Source organism: Streptomyces cavernae, assembly GCF_004023625.1.
In the GTDB taxonomy this organism is placed as follows: Bacteria; Actinomycetota; Actinomycetes; order Streptomycetales; family Streptomycetaceae; genus Streptomyces; species Streptomyces cavernae.
This window is the reverse complement of sequence record NZ_RPDJ01000062.1, coordinates 13125-34541: the sequence shown is the minus strand read 5'-3', so window position 1 is coordinate 34541 and position 21417 is coordinate 13125. Positions and strand designations below refer to the sequence as shown.

The following is a 21417-nucleotide window of genomic DNA, read 5'->3' as shown; positions in this document are numbered from 1 at the left end:
ACGGACTCACCAACCGCGAGATCGGCAAGAAGCTCTACCTGTCCGAGAAGACCGTCAAGAACCACATCTCCCGCCTGCTCGCCAAACTCGGCGTCCAACGACGGGTACAGGCCGCGGTCCTCGCCTCCCAACTGGACTAGTGCCGCAACAGGCAACGTTCGCCCCGTCGCGACGCCCGGGACGACCTCTCACCGCACCGGCCGAAAGCGCAAGTACGTCCAGTACGAGGCCTTCCGGCCGGCTGGGAAAGCCTCATGCCGCGCCGCGCAGTACCGAGCGCAGGTGCTCCGCGCTGGTCCACACGTCCTCGACCGGTCCCCTGTCCCGGGGCTCCTCGGTGAGGATCGTGTCCTGCTCCAGGACGTACCAGCCGTCGTAGCCGCGTGCGCTGAGGTGGGTCACGATGGCCTCGACGTCGACGTCTCCGGCGCCGAGCGGGCGGTACATGCCCTCGCGTACCGCTTCGGTGTAGGTGAGGCGGCCGGACTGGACCTTGGCGGCGAGCGAGGCGTCCACGTCCTTCATATGGGTGTGGGCGATCCGTTCGGGTGCCTGCCGGGTGAGTTCGGCGGGGTCGGTGCCGCCGATGAGCAGGTGCCCGGTGTCGAGGCAGAGGGAGATCGCCGAGTGTTCCAGGACGCGGCGTACCTCGTCACCGTTCTCGATCATCGTGCCGACGTGCGGGTGGAGGACGGCGCGTACGCCGCGTTCGGCGGCCAGCGCGGTCAGGCGGTCGAGGTTGGACAGCAGCAGCTTCCAGCCGTCGGCGTCGAGTTCGGGACGGGTGTCGTAGCCGTCCTGGCCGGTGACGGCCGACAGGACGAGGACCTCGGCCTTCGACGCGGCATAGCTCTCCAGGAGCTGTGCCACCTCGGGCAGCGGGTCGTGGTCGGGGACATGCAGCAGCAGCGGGGTGAAGCCGCCGACGGCCTGGAGCCCGTGGTGGGCGAGGGCCTGGGCCATGGCGTCCGGTTCGCCGGGCAGGAACCCCTCGGGTCCGATCTCGGTCGCGGCCAGGCCCACCTCGCGCATTTCCTTCAGCACCCGGTCGGGCGTCAACTGGTAGCCCCACCCGGGGACTTCACACACACCCCAGGAGATGGGGGCGCCGGCGATCCGGTTCTGCGAGGGGGTGTCCATGCCGTGGCCTTTCGGTGGTTCCGGTCAGTGAGGGTCGTCGCACGGCGCGCCATTCCGTGGCCGCAACGTTAGGTCTGCTCCGGCGGAGTGCTCAAGGGGCCGGAAACCATCATTAACCCATCATCGAGAACGTCTTTTTCCATCAGCCGTTTCCTTCGGGGCTCCGGCCCCCGGGCAGCGCGAGGCCGGCATGCCGGGCTCGGGAAATTCGGCGTCTTGCGTGGGCGACGGCCGTGTCGGTCTCCCCCTGACGGGTACGCGTGCAGCCACCGAAGATCTGGAGGGAGACATGCAGCGAGGCAGCGACCGGCTCAGCGTCCACCGGGACGAGGAGATGAAGCATGAGCTCCAGGGGATGCTCAGGTCCGGGCACCCCACCCGAAGTGAGGAGTGGCACGACCCGGAGCCGAGCGCCGAGGACGACCCACTGCTCGCGGGCGGCCCCGTGACGCCCGGGGCAGGGCCGGTGTCCGTGGCGGACCTGCGGCTGGAGCTCGCGCGCCACCTGGGACGGACGTCGTTCCCCGCGGGACCGCGCGAGCTGACCGACGAACTGCGTCGTCGGCACGCTCCGGACGGTCTGGTGGAGGCGGTGGAGCGGCTGCCGCACACTTCGCGCTACCGCACGGCGCAGGAGCTGGCCGAGGCCCTGGCGGGGCCTCGGGAGAACGCATAGCACCGGCGCCCGGAGGACTGCGGGCGGCGGCGTCACACCGACACGCCACGCCGTACTCCTCAGCCACGCCGGGAGGACGCAGGGAGGCAGGCAGCAATGGCTGATTTCGTGAGGGACGTCATGACACCGGGCGTGGTGACGGTCCGCCCAGACGCCTCACTCGTCGAGGCGGCGCAGCTGATGCGGGCCCAGGACATCGGCGATGTGCTGGTCGCCGGCGACCACCAGGTCATCGGGGTGCTCACCGACCGCGACATCACACTGCGCGCGGTCGCGGACGGCATCGACCCGCTGACCGTGAGCGCCCAGGCCGTGTGCACGCCCAATCCGGTGGTGATCGGTCCGGGCGACGCCGTGTCCGCCGCGGTCGCGCTCATGCGCGACAACGCCGTGCGCCGGCTGCCGGTCGTCGAGGACGGTCGTCCGGTGGGCATGGTCAGCATCGGGGACATCGCGATGGACCAGGATCCCGAATCCGCGCTCGCCGACATCAGCCGCGCCGAGCCGGACAGCTGGCCGGGGACGTCGTCCGCGTGACGACCGGAGGTGACCGGGTGCCCGCGCCGGGGGACGTCCGTACGGCCGTCCGCGGCGAGCAGGAGGTCAGGCCGGTCGTGCCCGGTCGAGCAGCGGCCGTTAAGAACCGTTGAGAACCGATAAGGACCGCAACAAGCCAGCAGGAACAGCAACAAGAAGGGACGTTGAGCAGTCATGCGCATTGCGTTTCTGACCGCACCCGAAGGTGTCGAACAGGTCGAGCTGACCGAGCCCTGGCAGGCGGTCGGCAACGCGGGCGGCGAGCCCGTTCTGGTATCGACGAAGCCCGGTGAGGTGCAGGCCTTCAACCATCTCGACAAGGCGGACACCTTCCCGATCGACGAGGTCGTGGGCGAGTCCCGGGCCGACTCCTTCGACGGACTGGTGCTGCCGGGAGGGGTGGCCAACCCCGACGCGCTGCGCCTGAGCGGGCAGGCGGTCGATTTCACCCGGAGCTTCTTCGAGCTGGGCAAGCCGGTCGCCGCGATCTGCCACGCGCCCTGGACGCTCGTCGAGGCGGACGTGGTCCGGGGCCGGGTGCTCACCTCGTGGCCCAGCCTGAAGACCGACATCTCGAACGCGGGCGGCATCTGGGTCGACGAGCAGGTGCGGGTCTGCGAGGCCGGCTCGAACACCCTGATCACCAGCCGTAAGCCGGGCGATCTGAAGGCGTTCTGCGAGGCGTTCCTCAACGAGTTCGCCAAGGTGTCGGCGTAACGGCCGGGAGTGACGGCCGTCGACCCACTCACGACGGGAGCCCCGGTGCGGTCCACCGGGGCTCCCGTCGGTCACGCGTTCTTCTCGCAGGCCTCCCGGTCCCGGGCGCCCTCCCGGGTGCGCGACGCCGCCACCACGCGGCGCGGGTGGCGACGCAGGTACTCGCCCTCCAGTTGCGCCATGCGGTCGTTGTGCGCCTTCAGGGCGTCGTTCGAGCCGTGCAGAAGGGTGTCGTGGCGGGTGCGGTGGATGGTCTCCAGCTCCTTCATGAGCTGCTGGTCGTCCAGGCGGCCCGGGTCGACTCCGGTCATCGTGGTACCCCGATCGTCGTGTCCTTTGGTGCGCTTCGGGTACCCGCCGGACAGGCATTACCCGAGCGGCATCCGGGAGGGAGCCATGGATCTCGCGTTTCTCCAACCACTCTACGAACAACCGGGGCCCTGGGCCTCCGTGTACGTCGACACCTCGCAGCGCTCGGAGTCCATGGCCCATGAGCGATCCCTGATGGCGTTGGACGTGTTCCGGCAGCTGGCCGCGCAGGACGCCGACGAGCCGACCTGCCGGGCCGTGTACACGGCGATCGAGGACCTTCAGCACGCGTCCGAACCCTACGGCCGGGCACTCTTCGCCACCCGCGGCCAGGTTGTCCTGGACCCGCCGCTGGCCCGCCCGCCGCAGCGCACCTCCGCCCTGTGGGCGCCGCTGCCTCACACCGCGCCGCTGCTGGAACTGGCCGAGCAGGAGCCGGTCTGCCTGGTGGCGTACATCGACCGGCGCGGCGCGGAGTTCGAGCTGCGCGGGGCGCTGGGCAGCGAGAACGCGGGGGAGGTAAGGGGCAGGCAGTGGCCCATCCACCGCACCGCCAGCAGTGACTGGTCCGAGCGGCACTTCCAGCTCAAGGTGGAGAACACCTGGGAGCACAACGCCGCCGAGGTCGCCGACGCGCTCAGCGTCTGCCAGGAGGAGACCCGGGCCGACCTGATCATCCTCGTCGGTGACGACCGTGAGCGACGGTCCGTGCACGAGCGGATGCCGAAGCGGTTGCTCGACCGTACGACGGAGACGGAGCACGGGATCGGCAGCAGGCTGCTGGACCAGGAGGTGGAGCGGATCCGCGCGGAGCATGTGCGGCGGCGGACCGAGGAGGACTTGGAGCGGTTCCTCGCGGCGCGCGCGCCGGACGAGGAAGGGCGCTCCGGTGCGGTGGAAGGCGTGCCGGCGCTGGTCGCGGCGGCGCGCGAGCACCGCATCGACGAGTTGCTGATCCGGCTGGAGGGACCGGACGCGCACCGGGAGGTCTGGATCGGTGAGGCACCGGACCAGCTGGCGGTGCGCCGTACGGACCTCACCGGGCTGGGCCTGGACACCCACCCGGTCCCGGCCCGCGCGGACGACGCCCTGCTGCGCTGCGCCGTGGCGACGGGGGCGCCCGCGATCTCGGTGTCGACGCTGGCCCCGGAAGAGGCTCCGGCGGGCGGCCTGGGGGCACTGCTGCGCTGGGCATAGAGCCGGAGGCCCACGCACCTCGGCCGCCCGGTGAGCGGCCGGGGCCCACCGTCACGGGCTGACGCAACGCAACCCAGGCCGCGCCATCCAGCCCCTCCGGCCCGGCGTTCGTTCAGGAGCGGGGGTCCGGGGCGGAGCCCCCGGCGACGGGGCTCCAAGGGCGCGCAGCCCCCTTGCGGAGCAGGGTTCCGGGAGCATGAGCCCCCAACATCGGGGGCCCAGGGGGCGCAGCCCCCCCTTGCCCGGGGGGCCGAAGGGGCGAAGCCCACCCGCCCCCGCACCCCACGACCCTCACCGCACCCGATCGACCCTCCGCTCGTCCAGGGGGCCCGGGGGCAGCACCCGACATCGAGGGCCCAAAGGGCGCAGCCCCCTTGCCCGGGGTCGAAGGGGCGAAGCCCCTGGGATGGGAAGGGTAAGGGCGGCGGGGGCGAAGAAACCCTCCCCCGCACCCCACGACCCTCACCGCACCCGATCGACCCTCCGCTCGTCCCACACCGGTTCCGACGTCTCCCGTACCCGGCCGTCGCTGCCGAAGACGAGGTAGCGGTCGAAGGAGCGGGCGAACCACCGGTCGTGGGTGACCGCCAGCACCGTGCCCTCGTACGCCTCCAGGCCTTCCTGGAGCGCTTCGGCGGACTCCAGGTCGAGGTTGTCCGTCGGCTCGTCCAGCAGCAGCGCGGTCGCGCCCTCGAGTTCCAGGAGGAGGATCTGGAAGCGGGCCTGCTGGCCACCGGAGAGTGCCTCGAAGCGCTGCTCGGCCTGGGCGGTCAGCTCATAGCGGCGCAGCCGGGACATGGCGGCGCCGCGGTCCTGGGCGTGTTCCTTCCACAGGATGTCGAGCAGGGTGCGCCCCTCCAGCTCGGGGTGGGCGTGCGTCTGGGCGAAGTGTCCGGGGACGACCCGGGCGCCCAGCTTCCACTCCCCCGTGTGCGCCACGTCGTCCCCCGCGAGCAGCCGCAGGAAGTGCGACTTGCCGGAGCCGTTGGAGCCGAGCACGGCGACCCGTTCCCCGTAGAACACCTCCAGGTCGAAGGGTTTCATCAGGCCGGTGAGCTCAAGTCCCTTGCAGGTGACGGCCCTTACGCCCGTGCGCCCGCCCTTGAGCCGCATCCGGATGTCCTGCTCACGGGGCGGCTCCGGCGGCGGTCCGGCCTCCTCGAACTTCCGCAGCCTGGTCTGTGCGGCCTGATAGCGGGAGGCCAACTCATGGCTGATGCTGGCCGCCTGACGGAGATTCAGCACCAGCTTCTTCAGCTGGGCGTGCTTCTCGTCCCAGCGGCGGCGCAACTCCTCGAATCGGGCGAAGCGTTCGCGGCGGGCCTCGTGGTAGGTGGCGAAGCCGCCGCCATGCACCCAGGCGTCGGCGCCCGTGGGGCTGGGCTCCACACTGACGATCCGGTCGGCGGCGCGGGCGAGCAGTTCCCGGTCGTGGGAGACGAAGAGCACGGTCTTGCGGGTCTCCCCGAGCCGTTCCTCCAGCCAGCGCTTGCCGGGTACGTCGAGGTAGTTGTCCGGCTCGTCGAGGAGCAGCACCTCGTCGGTGCCGCGCAGCAGCGCCTCCAGGACGAGGCGTTTCTGTTCGCCGCCGGAGAGGGTGCTCACCTTCCGCCACTGGGCCTTGTCGTACGGCATGCCGAGCGCGGCCGTGGTGCAGATGTCCCAGAGCGTCTCGGCCTCGTAGCCGCGGGCCTCGGCCCAGTCGGCGAGGGCCTGCGCGTAGTCCATCTGGGCCGCTTCGTCGTCGACGGTCATGATGGCGTACTCGGCCGCGTCGACGGCCCGGGCGGCCTCGCGGATCCGGGGCGGCGCCACGGACACGAGCAGGTCCCGTACGGTGGTCTCGTCCCGTACGGATCCCACGAACTGGCGCATCACGCCGAGTCCGCCGCTGACGGTGACAGTGCCGCCGTGCGCCCTGAGCTCGCCGGAGATGATCCGCAGGAGGGTGGTCTTGCCGGCGCCGTTGGGCCCCACGAGGGCGACCGCCGCACCCTCCCCGACCCGGAAGGACACATCGCCAAGGAGCGGCCTCCCGTCCGGAAGGTAGTACTCCAGATGTGCTGCCTCGAGATGTCCCATGGTCGGGCATTCTCCGAAGTCCGGGGCCGTCCGGCAAACGCTTTTGCGGTCCCGCCGCGCCGTCCGTTCGCGCGCAGGTCACTTCCGGGCCGCGTGCACCGGGGCGGAGGCCGGGGTACTCGCAGGGCATGAGCCCTGACATCGACCTCACCGTTCCCGTTCCCGGGCACCACGCGCTGCGGGACCGGCTCCTCGCCCTGGACAGCCGTGTCTTCGACGCGGTGGCCACCCGGCACTGGCCGGGTGGCGATCGTGTGCTGCCGCGGCTGAGCCGGAGCGCCAACCACGGCGTGCTGTGGTTCGCGGCGGCGGCGACGCTCGCGGTGAGCGGTACGCCGAGGGCCCGCAGGGCGGCCGTCCGCGGCGTCGCCTCGCTGGCCCTCGCCTCGGCCACCATCAACACCCTGGGCAAGCGCTCGGTGCGCCGTCCGCGACCCGTGCTGGACGCGGTCCCGCTGGTGAGGCAGTTGAAGCGTCAGCCGATCACCACGTCGTTCCCGTCGGGCCACTCGGCCTCGGCGGCAGCGTTCGCGACCGGTGTCGCGCTGGAGTCCCCGGCCTGGGGTGCGGCGGTCGCGCCGGTCGCCGCGGCGGTCGCCGCGTCCCGCGTCTACACCGGCGTGCACTATCCCAGTGACGTCCTGGCGGGCGCGGCCCTGGGCGCGGGCGCCGCCTTCGCCGTGCGCGGTCTGGTGCCGACCCGTACGCAGCTCCCGCCGCCCGGCCGTCCGTTCGTGGACGCGCCCGCGCTGCCCGACGGCGAGGGTCTGGTCATGGTCGTCAACACCGGCGCCCGTACCGCCGAACGCGTCGGCGCGCTGCGTGACGCCCTGCCGCGCGCGGAGATCGTGGAGTGTGACCCGGCCGACGTGCGGGCGGAGCTGGAGAAGGCGGCCGCGCGCGCCCGGGTGCTCGGTGTGTGCGGTGGCGATGGCACGGTGAACGCCGCCGCGCACGTGGCCCTGCGCCACGACCTCCCGCTGGCCGTGCTGCCCGGGGGCACCCTCAACCACTTCGCGTACGACCTGTGCGTCGAGGACGCCCGTGATCTGGGCCGGGCCCTCACGGGCGGCGAGGCGGTCCGGGTGGACGTGGGTGTGTTCTCCTCGGGGGACATCAGGGGCTGCTTCCTGAACAACTGCAGCCTGGGCGTCTACCCGGAGCTGGTACGGGAGCGCGAGCGCTGGGAGTCCCGCGTCGGGGGCTGGCCGGCCGGTGTCCTCGCGGCACTGCGCGTGCTGCGCGCCGACCAGCATCCGCTGCGGGTCGAGGTCGGCGGCGCGCAGCGCCCGCTGTGGCTGCTGTTCGCGGGCAACGGCATGTACCACCGGATGGGCCTCGCGCCGGGGCGCCGCTACGACCTCGCCGACGGTCTCCTCGATGTGCGGGTGGTGCACGGCGGGCGCCGGCCCGGTCCCCGGTTGCTGGCGGCGGCACTCGCGGGCCCGCTGACCCGCTCCCCCGTCCACACCGGGGTACGGCTGCGCCGGCTGAAGGTGGCCGGTGTCGCCCCGGGCACGCTGTTCGCGTACGACGGCGAAGTCACCACGGTGGAGGGCGATCTGACGCTGGAGAAGATTCCCGAGGCGCTGACCGTCTACCGTCCGCTGCAGTCCCGGTAGCCACCGCGGCCCGATGCAGTCCCGGTAGCCACCGCGGCCCGATGCAGTCCCGGTAGCCACCCGCGGCCCGATGCAGTCCCTGTAGCCCCACCCGCGGCCCGATGCAGTCCCTGTAGCCCCACCCGCGGAGCGGCAGCCCCGCGCAGCCGCCAAGGGCACCTCCTCGGCGCCCGGGACGTCATCGCCCAACAGCTGACGCGTCCCAGATAGCAAGACAACTGGTCTCAATATTCGACATCGGACGTACGGTCGTGCCGTACCGCCGGCCGGGCCGCGCGTCGCGTGACCGGCCGGCTCCACGCCGTACGACGAGGGGATCCGCATGACCGGCATGTCGAGGGAGACCGCCACCTACACGCACGGCCATCACGAGTCGGTGCTGCGCTCGCACACCTGGCGCACCGCCGCCAACTCCGCGGCCTACCTCCTCGACGCCCTGGAACCCGGTATGCGGATCCTGGACATCGGCTGCGGCCCCGGCACCATCACCGCCGATCTCGCGGAGCTGGTGCCGGACGGGCACGTCACCGGGGTCGACCGCGCGCCCGGCATCCTGGAGCAGGCCCGCGCCACTGCGGCCGGACGCGGGCTCACCAACGTCGACTTCACGGTCGCGGACGTGCACGCACTGCCGTATCCGGAGGACGCCTTCTCGGTCGTCCACGCCCATCAGGTGCTCCAGCACGTCGGCGACCCGGTGCGGGCGCTGCGTGAGATGGGGCGGGTCTGCCGGCCCGGCGGGTACGTCGCCGTCCGGGACGCGGACTACGCGGCCATGACCTGGTACCCGTCGTCGCCGGGCCTGGACGACTGGCTGGCCCTGTACCGGCGGGTGGCACGGGCGAACGGCGGAGAGCCGGACGCGGGCCGCCGGCTGAAGGCCTGGGCCCTCGCGGCGGGTTTCACGGACATCGTGGCCACCTCGGGCACCTGGACCTTCGCCACGCAGGACGAGCGCGCCTGGTGGAGCGGGCTGTGGGCGGACCGTACGGTCGCCTCCTCCTACGCGGACCTGGCCACCCTCGGCGGCCACACGACCTCCGATCGGCTCGAGGACATCGCACGGGCCTGGCGGGAGTGGGGCGACCGGCCCGAAAGTTGGTTCTCCGTACTGCACGGAGAAATCCTGTGCCGAAAGGAAGCTTGAACTCGCGATTGAATCAGCGCATTCCGGAAACCCGAACAGCAGGAGGTCACTCACTATGGTTCCTATTCTGCTGGTTCTGCTTCTGGCACTGATTCTCTTCGGTGCGGGATTCGCGGTGAAGGTTCTCTGGTGGATAGCACTGATAGTCCTCGCCGTGTGGCTGCTGGGATTCCTGATGCGCAGCACCAACGCAACCGGGGGCAGGTCACGCTGGTACCGCTGGTAGCGGTACCACGACGAGCAGCGACGACAGAGAAACTACGACAACCGAATAACCCGACGACAGCAAACCCCAGGTAAACCGCGGAAACCCTGAAAACCCTTTTCTCTATTCGCCGGGTTCGCGGGGAAGCAGCGGTCCGAGCGGCCCGAGGTCCAGGTTGAGGTCCTCGGGCCGCAGTCCGTACCGCTCACGCAGTTCGGTCATCCGGTCCTCCAGAAGCATCAGGGTGAGCCCGATGCGCTCCTCCTGCTCCTCCGAGAGGTCTCCGGTGTCGAAGCGGCGCAGGGCCTGCCGCTCCATCAGCTGGCGCAGCAGCTCCACGACGGTCAGCACCAGCTTGACCAGGTCGCGCTCGACCGTGTCCGGATCCAGGTCCAGCCGGTTTCGGCGCTGTGCGGACACTACGGCTCCTCCCAGGGCGACGGAACCTGTTCGTTGACCGAGCTGATCAGGGCGTTCAGATCGATGCGTACGAGATCGACGTCGGCGATCCGCAGTGTGATGTCGCCGGTGATGACGACGCCGCCGGCGAGCAGCCGGTCGAGCAGGTCGACGAGGGCGATCTCCCGGCGTTCGACGACGGTCACTCGCCCTCCCCCTCCGGCACCCCGACCGGCTCCCCGCTGAAGGAGTAGGCCGCCCAGGGGCCGGTCAGCTCCACCCGGATTCCCGGCGCGTCGTCCTTCGTGCGGTCCACCAGTTCCACGAACGCCTCGGATTCCGACCGCGGCACAAGGTAGGCGGCATTCAGCACATTGGCGCCGGAAACACCGGAAAGCGCCGCGTTCTGCGGCGCATGCACCCGATGGTCCTCGGCATATTCGGAAAGAGTTCCGTGCAGCCGCCGCGAGAATTCCTCGGCGTGTACCCACCTGTCCTCGTGGGCCGTCCGCTGCTTACGCCGCCGACGCAGGTAGTCACGGCCGCTCAGCGGTTTATCGGAGTCCTCCGGCTGCTCTTCCTCGGCATCCGCACCGGCATTCTCCACATAAACCTTGACGCCCCATTCCACCCGCCCCTCGAGCCGGTCGAGCGTCTGCAGGAACTGCTCCTCGCGTTCCTGCATCATCATCCGTACGCCGCTGTCGTCGCGAAACACGGTGGCGAGCCGCAGGGGCAGCGGACTGGTGACGACGGTGAGCGCGTCGATCACGCTCTGGTGGGCGCGGGCCGTGGCACTCAGCCAGTCCAGGTCCTCCAGATGGGCGCGCAGCGCCTCCTCGGAGAAGTCCTCCTCCGGCACGTTGCTGACGATCGCCACCAGGTCCCCGTGAGGCAGCTGCTTGGGCGGAGCCCCGGCGACCCCGGTGAGCTGCGACTGGAGCGGGGTCGAGAAGGGACGGCAGATCGCGTAGACGTAGCGGAGTCCGGTCATGGCGTCTCCTCCTCCGTGTCGTCGCTGCCGTAGGCGCTGTCCGCGCTCTCCGCGTTATCAGCGCTGTCCGCGTAGTCCCTGTCCTCGGAGCGGTGGCGCCGGGTACCGGTCCGGTGGTGGGTACCACCGGACCGGTCACTCCCGGACCGTTCACGCCGGGCCTCCCGGCCGCCGGACCGCTCATGTCCGGCCGCCCGGCCACCGGAGCGCTCCAGCTCGGCCTGACCGCCCATGGCGTCTTCGAGTTCAGCCAGCCGATCCCGCAACTCCCTGTTCTCCCTGGCGAGTTCGGAACGGTTCGCCTTTGACGACAGCGCCGGATCGGTCTCCCACCAGTCGATGCCCATCTCCTTCGCCTTGTCGACGGAGGCGACGATGAGCCGCAGCTTGATGGTGAGCAACTCGATGTCGAGCAGGTTGATCCGGATGTCACCCGCGATCACGATGCCCTTGTCCAGGACCCGTTCCAGGATGTCGGCGAGATTGGCACTGCTGTCCCGACCGTAGGGTTCGGGAAGTCGGCCGGCCATGGTCATCAGCGGCTCCGGCTCTCGACGGGCTCTTCTTCCTCTTCTTCCTCTTCTTCCTCTTCCGCGGTCGGCTCCTCGTCCTCGTCCTCGTAGGCCTCCTCGTCCTCGGGGTACGCCTCGTCGTCCTCGTACCGGGCGCCCTCGCCCTCCTCCGGCTCTTCGGAGGTGTCCTCGTACTCGTCCTCGGGTTCTTCGTTCTCTTCGGACCCCTCGTACTCGTCCTCGGGCTCCCGCTCTTCCTCCTCCTCCGCGACCGCGTCCTCGTGGCTGCGGACCACATCGCCGTCGCGGATCTCGCCGCGCCAGGCGTCGGTGGCCTCGCCGCGCATCGTGATGAAGCGTGCGAAGTTCTTGAGGTCGAGCCGGGCCCTGCGGCCCTGGGCGCGCCAGATGTTGCCGGTCTTCTCGAAGAAGCCCTGCGGGTAGTACTCCATGATCAGCAGGACCCGGGTGAGGCGGTCGGCCAGCGCGTGGAAGGAGACCACGCCCTTGGTGGTGCCCTTGTCGCCCTCAGTGGTCCATGCGATGCGCTCGTCGGGCACCTGCTCGGTCGTGCGGCCCTTCCAGCTGCGGGTGGACAGGAAGATCTTCGCGGTCCAGTCGGAGCTGGTGTCGTCAGCGCGCTGGGCGTTCTTGATGCCCTTCGCAAACGTGCTGAACGACTCGAACTGGGTCCACTGGTCGTACGCCGTGCGCACGTCCACGCCGACGTCCACGTACTCGAGGATGACTGTGGGTTTGCTTCCCGTGGACTTCCCCTTGCCCTTCTTGCCCTTGGACCCCAGGCCCTTGAACGCGGTGATCACACTGTCCTTGGCGCGTCCGGCGCCCACCTCCACGGCGGTGCGCAGGGGCCCCTTTCCTTCGGCGAGCTTGCGCCCGGTGTTCAGGGCGAGCTTGGCGAAGCCGGGGCTCTTGCCCTCGGCGATGTCGTTGAGTTTGCCGGTGGTCTCACCCAGCTTGTGGCCGAAACCGACCAGCGCGCGCTGGGCCTGGGCCGCGAGGTAGTCCTGCACCTCGGCCTTGAGCCGGTCGGCCGCCTCGCTCTTCGCGAAGCCACCGAGTGTCCCGGTTGCGCCCTTGGCGGTGTCCGTCGCACCTTTCAGGGTGTCCGTCATCGTCGCCTCCCCTCAGAAGCCCGACGGGTCGTGCCCTTCGCGGCGGTCTTCTTCGCGGCCGTCTTCTTCGCGGCCTTCTTGGCGGGGGCGGTCTTCTGCGCTGGAGCCGCCTTCTTCCTGGCCGGAGCCTTCTTCGCGGCCTTCTTCGCCGGAGCCGTGGCCGTGCGCGCCGGCTCCGTCCCGCGAGCCCCGGGCTCATCCTCGTCCTGCTCCGCGGGTTCCTCCTCGCGCTCGTCCCGAGGAGCCGAGGTGTCCTTCCCCTCGGATTCCTCGGACTCCTCGGACTCGTCGTCCTGTCCGCCGAGTCCCGGCACGTCCGGCGCGACCCCCGAGATCTTGTCCCGTACCTGCGCGGTCCGGCCGTGCAGCCGGTCCGCGAGGCCCGACATCTGCCGTTCGACCAGCGCGCCGGACGCCGCCTTGCCGACCCCACGCAGATCCGCGCGGAGCTCGTCGCTGACCTCCTTCAGCTGCGGGTTGTCCTTCAGCTGCCGGTTCACCAGCTCCGCGACGGCACGCGGGCTCAGCTGCATGCGCTTGCCCGCCGCCAGCGTGCCGAGGGCGACGGCCATTTTCATCTTCTTCGTACGTCCGAGGACGTATCCGGCCCCTACCGCGAGGCCCAGTCCCACTCGGTTCATCGTGTCGTCCCCTCGCCCGTCGCCGTACCCCTGGTCGTGGCGATCTCCAGGCGGTCCAGCAATTCGTCCTCCCGGCGGTCGAACTCCGCCTCGTCGATCTCGCCCGCCTCCAACTGCTGTTCGAGCAAGCCGAGTTCGGCGCGGATCGCCCCCGGGTCGTAGTACCGGCGCTCCGCCTCGGCGACCAGTTGCTCGATCACCCAGAGGCTGCCGCGCGCCGGGGCGAACGGCAGCAGGAGCACCTCTCCGATCAGGCCCATGACCTCACTCCCGAGCTGCCCGGACGGGCTCGGCCGGACCGGGCTCGACGAAGCTGTAAGGCGGCAGCGGCCCGTTGACCCGCACCTCCAGGTGCGGGTGGCTCGTACGGATCTGCTCGACCGTCTCCAGGAAGCGGGCCGCGTCGTCGCCGGAGATCAGGAAGGACAGGTTGGCCAGCCACCCGGTGGACTCGGGTCCGGGGCTGACCGCCTCGGCGACCGGTTCCAGGTTCTGCCGGAGCACCTCCGAGTCCTCGGCCTCGCGGGCCTGCACCGCCGCCGCAACCATCTCGCCGAGCTTGATCCGGTCGTCGTAACTGCCGCCGTCCGCACGCCGGTTGGCCTCGGCCGCGGCCCGGATCTCCGGGCTCTCGGCCATCACGAGGTGCAACACGGCCTCCTCGTTGTGGGTGGCCTTGACGTTGTACTCGACACGGCCCGCCAGCGTCCGCAGCCGCTCCTGGTAGTGATCGACGCGTTCGGCGAGCACGTTCGCCACCGTCTCGTCGTCCGGGGCGAGGCTGCCGAACCGCATGGGCAGCACCGTGCCGCCCGCACCGGCCTCCTGCAGCACGTTCTGGTGGGCGAGCAGGTCCCGCCGCTTGGGGCGCAGCCCTTCGGGCGCGTCACTGACGACCGCCGCGAGCTCGCCCTCCTTGACGATCCGTACCTTCTGCGCCGGTTCACCGACGCCGTCGATGCCGTCCGGAAGGGAAGGGTGCGAGCCTGCGGTGATCCCGTAGATGTACGTGCTCACTCCTCTTCCTCCTTCCTGCGCGCCGCGGTGGACTTACGAGCGCGGGGCCGGGCTTCGCCTTGCTCCTCCTTCTCTCCCCTGGCTTCCCGGAACGCGCCGGAGACCGTCTCGGCGGCGCCGGACAGCGCCCCCTTCGACTTTCCCTTCGCGCCGGACTCGGTGATCTCACCGACCAGGTCGGGCAGCCCGGGCTGCTTGCGCGGGCCGGCCTCGAGGTCGAGCCGGTTGCACGCCTCGGCGAAACGCAGATAGGTGTCGACGCTGGCTACGACGACCCGTACGTCGATCTTCAGGATCTCGATGCCGACCAGTGAGACTCGTACGAATGCGTCAATGACGAGCCCCCTGTCGAGTATGAGCTCCAGAACGTCGTACAGGCCGCTGCTGCCGCCTCCGCCTGACTGCTGCTGCTGTGCGGGGACAACGGTCATACCGACCGGGCCTCCTTGTCCTGCTCGTCGCTTGTGTCGTCTGCTGTCTGTCGGTCGCTCGTGGTGCGTCTCGTTGTGCGTCTCGTCTTGGGTTCCTCGGTCGTTGTGGATCTCTCTTCTCGTCGCTCGTTTCGCTCGCTCGGTCTGCTTTTCCGTCGTTCCGCTGTCGTCACTTCGGCCGTCCCCACGGCTCCGACGGCTCCTGCTTCCAGCCGACTGAGCGCATGGGGGCTAGTGACCGCGGTGCGGATCGGCGCGCCCGCGTTCGTAGCGGCGCAGGCGCCGATAGCCGCTGAGCTCGCCCTGCGAGTCGACGAGCACCTCGTAGCTCGCGAGCAGACTCATCGTGTCGGGGACCCGTTCCAGTTCCAGGACCTCGATCTCCAACCGCCAGCCGTCCTTCGACGGCTCGAACGACGACACGGACTCGACGGTCATCCCGGTGAGCTCCTCGAGCTGCTCGCGCGCGTCGCGCAGCACCTCCACGGGCTTCATCAGTTCCTCCGCCGGCTGGTTCTCCTTCGATGTGTTCGCGTTCGTGTTGCTCTTCTCGGTGTCCGCGTTCGGTGTGTCTGCCATGGCCCCCTCCGCCACCTAGATACAGCGGGTGACCCGTCAGGCCTTGGCCAAACCTGCTGGGGAACATGCAGGAGGACGCACGTGTACCGCCCGCGGAGACCGGACCGTCTCACGGGTACGCAGGGTCCTTGTCCGGCGATATGGGCGCCTTGGTGAACACTCAGGGTGACCGTCGCCGCGTGGGCTTTCCGGGCGGGTTTCTCACCGCCCGCGCAGCGCGTCGAGTGCCCGCCGGGCCGGCCCCAGCGAGCGTCCGGAGCGCGGCAGACCGGCCCAGGGTTCCCTGCCTGCCTGCTCCACGGCGTTGTCGATGGTCCAGGTCCTGGCGTCGACGGACGGGTCGTCCAACTGCTCCCAGGCGATCGGGGCGGCGACCGGGGCGCCGGGTCTGGCCCGCACGGAGAACGGGGCGACGGCGGTCTGGGCATAGGCGTTGCGCTGGACGTCCAGATAGAGCCGGTCGCCCCGCTCCTTCTTGCGGGCGGCGGTGGTGAGCCGGTCGGGGTGGGCATCGGCGAGGGTGTCGGCGACGTCCCTGGCGAACTCCCGGACCTCGTCGAAGCCGTGCCGGCCGTTCAGCGGCACCACGACGTGCAGCCCCCGAGAGCCGGTGGTCATCGGCGCGGACGGCAGCTTCAGCTCCTGGAGCAGCTCGCGCAGCAGGTGGGCGGCTTCCCGTACCCGGGCGAAGTCGTCCTCGGCCGGATCGAGGTCGAAGACCAGGACGTCCGGGCAGTCGACCGCCCGGGTCCGGGAGAGCCAGCGGTGCAAGGTGATGCAGGCCTGGTCCGCCAGGTAGACGAGCGTCGCGGGCTCGTCACAGACGGGGTGGGTGACCGTGCCGCCCTCCTTCGGCACCTCGGCCCGGGTGATCCAGTCCGGATAGTGCTCGGAGACGTTCTTCTGCATGAAGCGGGGTCCGCCGAGCCCGTCGGGGTACCGCTCCACCATCAGCGGCCTCCCCCGCAGCTGCGGCACCATGTACGGCGCGACGCCGCGGTAGTGGTCGACGAGGTCGGCCTTGGTGTAACCGTCTTCGGGGAACAGCACCTTGTCCGGCCGGCGCACCTCGACGGTGCGCCGGCCGATGCGCACAGTGGTCATCGCGGTCCCGTCAGGCCACCACCGCGTGTTCCACCAGCAGCCGCGCCGAGGCCGCGATCGACTCGGCGTCGATACCGGCCGCGTGCAGCTGTTCGGCGGGCGACGCCGAGCCCGGCATGGTCCGGACCGCGAGACGGACCAGGCGGGGGGAGGGGCGGCCGTCGAGGAAGGCGTCGAGGACCGCGTCACCGAGGCCGCCCTCCTCGTGATGGTCCTCGACGGTGAGCAGACAGCCCGTCTGCTCGGCCGCCGCGCGCAGGGTGTGCCGGTCGACGGGCTTGATCGAGTACAGGTCGATCACCCGTACCTGGATGCCCTCGTCCGCCAGCAGGTCCGCGGCGGTCAGCGCCTCGTGGACGGTCGTGCCGGCCGCGACGACGGTGAGCCGGTCCTCGTCGGAGGTGCGCAGCACCTTGCTGCCGCCGACCGGGAACTCCTCGCCGGGCCCGTAGATCACCGGGGTCTCGCCGCGCAGGGTGCGCAGATAGCGGATGCCCTCGCCGTCCGCCATCCGTGCGACGAGATGGGCGGTCTGGTTGGCGTCGCAGGGGTGCAGCACGGTCGAGCCGTGCAGCGACCGGAACATGGCGAGGTCCTCCAGGCCCATCTGGGACGGGCCGTCCTGGCCGATGGAGACGCCCGCGTGGGAGCCGACCACGTTGATCCCGGCGCCGCTGATCGTCGCCATCCGCAGGAAGTCGTGGGCGCGGGTCAGGAACGCCGCGAACGTGGACACATAAGGGACCCAGTCGCGTGCCGCCATGCCTACGGCCGCCGCGACCAGCTGCTGCTCGGCGATGTAGAACTCGAAGAACCGGTCGGGGTGTTCCTTGGCGAAGTACTCGGCGCGGGTGGAGTCGCTGACCTCGCCGTCCAGGGCGACGACATCGCCGCGGACACTGCCGAGCGCGGCGAGTGCCTGTCCGTAGGCGTCGCGGGTGGCGACCTTCTCGCCGATCTCGTAGCGCGGCAGTTCCGGCCGGCCGGAGCGCACCGCGTGCAGCATCCGGGCCGCGGGCGGCTGCTGGACCTCGACCCGCAGGTCCTGGGGGCCGCCGAGTTCCGCGATCGCCTCCTCGGGCTCCTTCAACGGCTTGCCGTGCAACCCCTCGCGGTCCTCGACCGCGGCCACGCCCTTGCCCTTCAGGGTGCGGGCGATGACGGCGGTGGGCTGGCCGACCGTGGATTCCGCCTCGCCGTACGCCCGGTCGACGGCGTCCACGTCGTGGCCGTCGACCTCGATGGTGTGCCAGCCGAAGGCCTGGAAGCGGCGGGCGTAGGCGTCCAGGTCGTGGCCGTGCCGGGTGGGGCCGCGCTGGCCGAGCCGGTTGACGTCGATGACGGCGATCAGGTTGTCGAGGTGCTCGTACCCGGCGTGTTCCGCCGCCTCCCACACGGAGCCCTCGGCGAGCTCGCTGTCGCCGCACAGCACCCAGACGCGGTAGTCGAGCCGGTCCAGCCGCTTGCCCGTGAGGGCGATGCCCACGCCGACGGGCAGCCCCTGGCCGAGCGAGCCGGTGGCGGTCTCCACCCAGGGCAGCTTCCGGGGCGTCGGATGGCCTTCCAGGCGGCTGCCCTGATGGCGGAAGGTGAGCAGTTCGGTGTCGTTGATCGCGCCGGCGGCCTTGTACGCGGCGTACAGCAGCGGTGAGGCGTGTCCTTTGGAGAGCACGAAGCGGTCGTTGCCGGGGTGGGCCGGGCGCTCGAAGTCGTAGCGCAGATGGCGGGCCAGCAGCACGGCCATCAGGTCCGCCGCGGACATCGATGAGGTCGGGTGCCCGGAACCGGCCGCGGCGGCCGCCCGCACACTGTCGACCCGCAACTGCTGTCCCAGCGCGGCAAGTCGACGGTCGGTCATGCGTCTCCCTCCTTCGGGTTGGCGGCGGTGCGGTCAGCAGCCGTGTCCTCGGCCTTCTCGGGCGCCGGAACCCGGGCCAGCTCGGGGGAGGACGTGTCCAGCGGCACCGACCAGGACCTGAGCAGGCCGAGCTGCACGGCCTGGCGGGGCAGTACGGCGTCGAGCAGCCAGTCCGCGGCGACCCGGATCCGGTTGCCGGGCATCGCGGCCAGGTGGTAGCCGCGGGTGACGGCACCGGCGGCCGGGCCCGACAGATGGACACCGAGCGGGTTTGCGGCGGCCTTCACCCCGCCGAGGTCCACGGTGAAACCCATGTCCTTGTGGCGGTAGGTGTCCCAGGTGCCGATGCCGAGCGAGGCGGCGACGTTGCGGCCCGCGACCTTCCCGTGCCGCCAGGCGTGCTGGGCGGTCATCGGGGTGAACTTGCCCGGATTGTTGAGGTCCGGCACGGCGGCGGCGTCACCGCAGGCGAACACGTCGGAGTGGCCCGGCACCTGCATATACGGGTCCACGATCAGCCGACCGCGGTCCAGGGGCCGGCCGATGCCCTCCACCAGCGGGTCGGGCCGTACGCCGACGCACCAGACCAGGGTCCGGGTGTCGACGAACTCCCCGTCGGACAGCCGCACCCCGGTCGCCGTGGCCTCCGCCACGGACGTCCCGGTACGGACGTCGACCCCGCGCTGCCTGAGTACCCTGTCGGCGGTGCGGGACAGCCGCTGGTCGAGTTCGGGCAGCACCCGCGGGGCGATGTCGAGCAGCATCCAGCGGGGCCGGACGCCCTGCCACTGCGGCTGCTTGCGGACCAGCTCGTCCGTGAACAGCTTCCCCTGTGCGGCGACCTCCGTCCCGGTGTAACCCGCGCCGACCACCACGAAGGTGCAGCGCGACCGGCACTCCTTGGGGTCGCCGACGGCGGCCAGCTCGATCTGCCGGGTCACGTGGTCGCGCAGGTACAGCGCCTCGGGCATCCCCCGGAAACCGTGTGCGTGCTCGGCGACACCGGGGATCGGCAGCAGTTTGTTGACGCTGCCTACGGCCAGCACCAGCCGGTCGTAGGTGAGGGTGCCGCCGTCGCCCTCGGGGTCGGTGTAGTGCACGGTGCGTGCGTCGAGGTCGATGCCGTCCGCCTCACCGAGCACCAGGCGTACGCCCCGCAGGGTGCCGGAGAGCGAGACGGTGACCCTGCGCGGCTCCAGCACCCCGGCGGCGACCTGGGGCAACAGCGGCAGGTACAGGAAGTAGTCGGTCGGGTTGAGGATCGTGATGTCCGCTTTGTTCCGTACCAGTCGGGACAGGGTGTGCGCGGTGCGGTAGCCGGCGAAGCCGGCGCCCACGATCACGATGTGCGGTCGAGTCACGGTTCGCCTCCGAGATCGGCAGAGCTTTCCGCGTCCCCCTGGTCAGGGCCGCCAAACGTGCGGTGCCCCGCACGGGCCCCGGAGCAGGGGGTTTCCGGCCGGGACGCGGCGGTTACCCGGGAGCGGGCGAGCGTCCGGGACCGGACAGCGGGCGACCGCCCCGAACCCCAGCGCAGTGGTGGGGCCCGGCACAGTGGTGAGGAGCGCTCATGCTTGAATACGGCTACTTCCTGGCGACCGAGGAGCACGGTCCCGCCGAACTCGTCGAGCAGGCGAGGATGGCGGAGCAAGCGGGATTCCAGAGCCTGTGGATCTCCGACCACTACCACCCCTGGAACTCGGCGCAGGGCCAGAGCCCGTTCGTCTGGTCGGTGATCGGCGCGCTCTCGGAGGCGGTGTCCCTGCCCGTCGAGACCGCGGTGACCTGCCCGACCGTCCGGATGCATCCGGCCGTGGTGGCACAGGCCGCGGCCACCGGCGCGGTGCTGACGAACGGCCGTTTCCGGCTGGGCGTCGGCTCCGGCGAGGCGCTCAACGAGCACATCCTCGGCGACGCCTGGCCGCCCGCCCACATCCGTCTGGAGATGCTGGAGGAGGCGGTCCTGGTGATGCGCCGGCTGTTCACCGGTGAGGAGGTCAACCACCACGGCACCCACTACACCGTGGAGAACGCCCGCCTCTACACGGTGCCCGACGAGCCCGTCCCCATCGACGTCTCCGCCTTCGGCCCCAAGGCGGCCGCACTCGCCGCCCGGATCGGCGACGGCTACGTCACGGTGGCGCCGGACGAGGCGATGGTCACCCAGTTCCGCAAGGGCGGCGGGGGCAGCAAGCCGGTGAGCGGCGGTACGAAGGTCTGCTACGGCCCCGACGAGGACGAGGCGGTACGCACGGTGCGCCGGCTCTGGTTCAACGACCTGCTGCCCGGCGAGATGGGCCAGATCCTGCCCACCCCACGTCACTACGAGCAGCTGGCACCGCTGGTCACCGAGGACATGGTGCGCGAGAAGGTGGTGTGCGGGGACGACGCGGACGAGCATGTGGCGGGCCTCAAGGCCTACGCGGACGCGGGTTTCGACCGTGTCTACGTCAACCAGATCGGGCCCGATCAGCGGGGCTTCTTCGACTTCTACCGCACCAAGGTGCTGCCGCAGCTTTAGGGGAGCTTTAGGGGTCCTTTCACTATGAGCGTCCGATCAGGTCGCGTGGTCTGGTGCCGTGCATCGCAAGGCGCCGGAGAGCCCTGGATGGGGGTGCCCCCTGCTCGAGCGGAGCCGAGAGCTTGGGGGAGGAGCTACCTGGGCTTTTCGGCAACGCGGCGAGGTGCGGTGCCAAGCCGCGCGACCCGGGCGGGCATAGTGCAAGGACCCCTTAGCCCGCGGGGTGGTCGGCTTCACCCTGCGGGTCAGCCTGCGGGTCAGCGCCCGGGGTGGTCGGCTCCAGCGCGCGGGGTGGTCGACGGGGGTGGACGGGGGCGGGTTGTGCGCCCCCCGTTCCACCTGCACCGGACCGCGGAACGCTCAACCTCCGCCTGAACACGCTGAACACGCCACTTGACCCGCGCCCTGAAGAACGCTCGACCTGTCCAGCCAGAACTAGTGCCGCAACAGGCAACGTTCGCCCCGTCGCGACGCCCGGCACGCTCCCCCAAGCTCTTCGAGCAGGGGGCACCCCCACTCGCCGCACCGGCCGAAAGCCCAAGTACGTCCAGTACGAGGACTTCCGGCCGGTACTCCCCCCAGCCTCCGGCCGG

Annotated in this window: 24 protein-coding genes and 1 pseudogene; 9 read left to right on the top strand and 16 right to left on the bottom strand. The window is 70.7% G+C overall.

The features are described 5' to 3' along the window. A partial coding sequence (locus EF387_RS43190; RefSeq protein WP_155589831.1) for a response regulator transcription factor occupies positions 1-140 on the top strand: 140 nt, incomplete at its 5' end. A gap of 112 nt (positions 141-252) precedes the next feature. On the opposite strand, the gene EF387_RS43185 is transcribed toward EF387_RS43190, so the two are convergent. Continuing rightward, the gene (locus tag EF387_RS43185; protein ID WP_128382074.1) at positions 253-1140 is read right to left on the bottom strand and encodes a sugar phosphate isomerase/epimerase family protein; all 888 of its coding nucleotides are present in this window, start codon (positions 1138-1140) and stop codon (positions 253-255) included. A gap of 289 nt (positions 1141-1429) precedes the next feature. Here EF387_RS43185 and EF387_RS43180 point away from each other — a divergent pair, with 289 nt between their 5' ends. The 3 genes from EF387_RS43180 to EF387_RS43170 all read left to right on the top strand — a co-directional run bounded on the left by EF387_RS43180 (position 1430) and on the right by EF387_RS43170 (position 3070). Then, on the top strand, positions 1430-1816 hold the full coding sequence (locus tag EF387_RS43180; protein ID WP_128382073.1) for a DUF2795 domain-containing protein: 387 nt from the start codon (positions 1430-1432) through the stop codon (positions 1814-1816). A 96-nt stretch (positions 1817-1912) separates the two neighbouring features. Beyond that, positions 1913-2353 (top strand): CBS domain-containing protein, encoded by a 441-nt coding sequence (locus EF387_RS43175; RefSeq protein WP_128382072.1) that lies wholly within the window; start codon positions 1913-1915, stop codon positions 2351-2353. 174 nt (positions 2354-2527) lie between these two features. Then, positions 2528-3070, top strand: coding sequence for a type 1 glutamine amidotransferase domain-containing protein (locus tag EF387_RS43170; protein WP_128382071.1), 543 nt, complete (start codon positions 2528-2530; stop codon positions 3068-3070). Between the two features lie 71 nt (positions 3071-3141). On the opposite strand, the gene EF387_RS43165 is transcribed toward EF387_RS43170, so the two are convergent. Then, positions 3142-3381, bottom strand: coding sequence for a DUF6158 family protein (locus EF387_RS43165; protein WP_128382070.1), 240 nt, complete (start codon positions 3379-3381; stop codon positions 3142-3144). 85 nt (positions 3382-3466) lie between these two features. Between EF387_RS43165 and EF387_RS43160 the strand changes: the two genes are divergently transcribed. Beyond that, complete coding sequence (locus EF387_RS43160) at positions 3467-4576, top strand: baeRF2 domain-containing protein (protein WP_128382069.1); 1110 nt, start codon at positions 3467-3469, stop codon at positions 4574-4576. Between the two features lie 462 nt (positions 4577-5038). On the opposite strand, the gene EF387_RS43155 is transcribed toward EF387_RS43160, so the two are convergent. Further along, the gene (locus EF387_RS43155) at positions 5039-6658 is read right to left on the bottom strand and encodes an ABC-F family ATP-binding cassette domain-containing protein (protein ID WP_128382068.1); all 1620 of its coding nucleotides are present in this window, start codon (positions 6656-6658) and stop codon (positions 5039-5041) included. 128 nt (positions 6659-6786) lie between these two features. Here EF387_RS43155 and EF387_RS43150 point away from each other — a divergent pair, with 128 nt between their 5' ends. The 3 genes from EF387_RS43150 (at position 6787) to EF387_RS43140 (ending at position 9653) form a co-directional block, all read left to right on the top strand. After that, a complete protein-coding gene (locus EF387_RS43150; protein WP_128382067.1) occupies positions 6787-8280 on the top strand; it encodes a bifunctional phosphatase PAP2/diacylglycerol kinase family protein in 1494 nt (497 codons plus the stop codon). 322 nt (positions 8281-8602) lie between these two features. Beyond that, positions 8603-9427, top strand: coding sequence for a methyltransferase domain-containing protein (locus tag EF387_RS43145; RefSeq protein WP_238432038.1), 825 nt, complete (start codon positions 8603-8605; stop codon positions 9425-9427). Positions 9428-9482: 55 nt separating this feature from the next. After that, positions 9483-9653: a hydrophobic protein gene (locus EF387_RS43140; RefSeq protein ID WP_128382066.1), complete on the top strand. Its 171-nt coding sequence runs from the start codon at positions 9483-9485 to the stop codon at positions 9651-9653. 102 nt (positions 9654-9755) lie between these two features. On the opposite strand, the gene EF387_RS43135 is transcribed toward EF387_RS43140, so the two are convergent. The 13 genes and pseudogenes from EF387_RS43135 to EF387_RS43075 form a co-directional block, all read right to left on the bottom strand. Next, positions 9756-10052 carry a gas vesicle protein K gene (locus EF387_RS43135; protein WP_128382065.1) on the bottom strand — a complete coding sequence of 99 codons (297 nt, stop codon included), beginning with the start codon at positions 10050-10052 and terminating at the stop codon, positions 9756-9758. Next, complete coding sequence (locus EF387_RS43130; RefSeq protein WP_128382064.1) at positions 10052-10237, bottom strand: gas vesicle protein; 186 nt, start codon at positions 10235-10237, stop codon at positions 10052-10054. Before EF387_RS43130 ends, EF387_RS43135 begins: the two co-directional genes overlap by 1 nt. Next, complete coding sequence (locus tag EF387_RS43125; protein ID WP_128382063.1) at positions 10234-11025, bottom strand: GvpL/GvpF family gas vesicle protein; 792 nt, start codon at positions 11023-11025, stop codon at positions 10234-10236. The genes EF387_RS43130 and EF387_RS43125 overlap by 4 nt, the downstream gene beginning before the upstream one ends. 215 nt (positions 11026-11240) lie before the next feature. Continuing rightward, positions 11241-11561 (bottom strand): annotated as a pseudogene (locus tag EF387_RS43120) (gas vesicle protein); the annotation flags it as partial. Next, positions 11561-12673 (bottom strand): SRPBCC family protein, encoded by a 1113-nt coding sequence (locus tag EF387_RS43115; RefSeq protein ID WP_128382062.1) that lies wholly within the window; start codon positions 12671-12673, stop codon positions 11561-11563. The gene EF387_RS43115 and the pseudogene EF387_RS43120, both read right to left, overlap by 1 nt. Further along, positions 12670-13314, bottom strand: a complete 645-nt coding sequence (locus EF387_RS43110; RefSeq protein WP_128382061.1) for a DNA primase — start codon at positions 13312-13314, stop codon at positions 12670-12672. The genes EF387_RS43115 and EF387_RS43110 overlap by 4 nt, the downstream gene beginning before the upstream one ends. Next, entirely contained in the window at positions 13311-13574 is a 264-nt protein-coding gene (locus EF387_RS43105; protein ID WP_128382060.1) for a gas vesicle protein GvpG, read from the bottom strand. Before EF387_RS43105 ends, EF387_RS43110 begins: the two co-directional genes overlap by 4 nt. 4 nt (positions 13575-13578) lie before the next feature. Further along, entirely contained in the window at positions 13579-14331 is a 753-nt protein-coding gene (locus tag EF387_RS43100) for a GvpL/GvpF family gas vesicle protein (RefSeq protein ID WP_128382059.1), read from the bottom strand. Then, the gene (locus EF387_RS43095; RefSeq protein ID WP_128382058.1) at positions 14328-14762 is read right to left on the bottom strand and encodes a gas vesicle structural protein GvpA; all 435 of its coding nucleotides are present in this window, start codon (positions 14760-14762) and stop codon (positions 14328-14330) included. Before EF387_RS43095 ends, EF387_RS43100 begins: the two co-directional genes overlap by 4 nt. A 231-nt stretch (positions 14763-14993) precedes the next feature. Continuing rightward, entirely contained in the window at positions 14994-15341 is a 348-nt protein-coding gene (locus tag EF387_RS43090; protein WP_128382057.1) for a gas vesicle protein GvpO, read from the bottom strand. A gap of 201 nt (positions 15342-15542) precedes the next feature. Then, positions 15543-16445, bottom strand: coding sequence for a non-homologous end-joining DNA ligase (gene ligD, locus EF387_RS43085; RefSeq protein ID WP_128382056.1), 903 nt, complete (start codon positions 16443-16445; stop codon positions 15543-15545). 10 nt (positions 16446-16455) lie between these two features. Beyond that, positions 16456-18303 carry a transketolase gene (locus EF387_RS43080; RefSeq protein ID WP_128382055.1) on the bottom strand — a complete coding sequence of 616 codons (1848 nt, stop codon included), beginning with the start codon at positions 18301-18303 and terminating at the stop codon, positions 16456-16458. Further along, positions 18300-19664, bottom strand: a complete 1365-nt coding sequence (locus tag EF387_RS43075) for an NAD(P)/FAD-dependent oxidoreductase (protein WP_128382054.1) — start codon at positions 19662-19664, stop codon at positions 18300-18302. The genes EF387_RS43080 and EF387_RS43075 overlap by 4 nt, the downstream gene beginning before the upstream one ends. A 209-nt stretch (positions 19665-19873) precedes the next feature. Here EF387_RS43075 and EF387_RS43070 point away from each other — a divergent pair, with 209 nt between their 5' ends. Next, entirely contained in the window at positions 19874-20824 is a 951-nt protein-coding gene (locus tag EF387_RS43070) for an LLM class F420-dependent oxidoreductase (RefSeq protein WP_128382053.1), read from the top strand. Positions 20825-21417: the final 593 nt, after the last annotated feature.

What these genes read in the sequence shown, in the direction of transcription:
- EF387_RS43185 (WP_128382074.1), bottom strand. Translation starts at nt 1,140, where the DNA reads ATGGACACCCCCTCGCAGAACCGGATCGCCGGCGCCCCCATCTCCTGG.
- EF387_RS43180 (WP_128382073.1), top strand. Translation starts at nt 1,430, where the DNA reads ATGCAGCGAGGCAGCGACCGGCTCAGCGTCCACCGGGACGAGGAGATG.
- EF387_RS43175 (WP_128382072.1), top strand. Translation starts at nt 1,913, where the DNA reads ATGGCTGATTTCGTGAGGGACGTCATGACACCGGGCGTGGTGACGGTC.
- EF387_RS43170 (WP_128382071.1), top strand. Translation starts at nt 2,528, where the DNA reads ATGCGCATTGCGTTTCTGACCGCACCCGAAGGTGTCGAACAGGTCGAG.
- EF387_RS43165 (WP_128382070.1), bottom strand. Translation starts at nt 3,381, where the DNA reads ATGACCGGAGTCGACCCGGGCCGCCTGGACGACCAGCAGCTCATGAAG.
- EF387_RS43160 (WP_128382069.1), top strand. Translation starts at nt 3,467, where the DNA reads ATGGATCTCGCGTTTCTCCAACCACTCTACGAACAACCGGGGCCCTGG.
- EF387_RS43155 (WP_128382068.1), bottom strand. Translation starts at nt 6,658, where the DNA reads ATGGGACATCTCGAGGCAGCACATCTGGAGTACTACCTTCCGGACGGG.
- EF387_RS43150 (WP_128382067.1), top strand. Translation starts at nt 6,787, where the DNA reads ATGAGCCCTGACATCGACCTCACCGTTCCCGTTCCCGGGCACCACGCG.
- EF387_RS43145 (WP_238432038.1), top strand. Translation starts at nt 8,603, where the DNA reads ATGACCGGCATGTCGAGGGAGACCGCCACCTACACGCACGGCCATCAC.
- EF387_RS43140 (WP_128382066.1), top strand. Translation starts at nt 9,483, where the DNA reads ATGGTTCCTATTCTGCTGGTTCTGCTTCTGGCACTGATTCTCTTCGGT.
- EF387_RS43125 (WP_128382063.1), bottom strand. Translation starts at nt 11,025, where the DNA reads ATGACCGGACTCCGCTACGTCTACGCGATCTGCCGTCCCTTCTCGACC.
- EF387_RS43115 (WP_128382062.1), bottom strand. Translation starts at nt 12,673, where the DNA reads ATGACGGACACCCTGAAAGGTGCGACGGACACCGCCAAGGGCGCAACC.
- EF387_RS43110 (WP_128382061.1), bottom strand. Translation starts at nt 13,314, where the DNA reads ATGAACCGAGTGGGACTGGGCCTCGCGGTAGGGGCCGGATACGTCCTC.
- EF387_RS43105 (WP_128382060.1), bottom strand. Translation starts at nt 13,574, where the DNA reads ATGGGCCTGATCGGAGAGGTGCTCCTGCTGCCGTTCGCCCCGGCGCGC.
- EF387_RS43095 (WP_128382058.1), bottom strand. Translation starts at nt 14,762, where the DNA reads ATGACCGTTGTCCCCGCACAGCAGCAGCAGTCAGGCGGAGGCGGCAGC.
- EF387_RS43090 (WP_128382057.1), bottom strand. Translation starts at nt 15,341, where the DNA reads ATGGCAGACACACCGAACGCGGACACCGAGAAGAGCAACACGAACGCG.
- ligD (WP_128382056.1), bottom strand. Translation starts at nt 16,445, where the DNA reads ATGACCACTGTGCGCATCGGCCGGCGCACCGTCGAGGTGCGCCGGCCG.
- EF387_RS43080 (WP_128382055.1), bottom strand. Translation starts at nt 18,303, where the DNA reads ATGACCGACCGTCGACTTGCCGCGCTGGGACAGCAGTTGCGGGTCGAC.
- EF387_RS43070 (WP_128382053.1), top strand. Translation starts at nt 19,874, where the DNA reads ATGCTTGAATACGGCTACTTCCTGGCGACCGAGGAGCACGGTCCCGCC.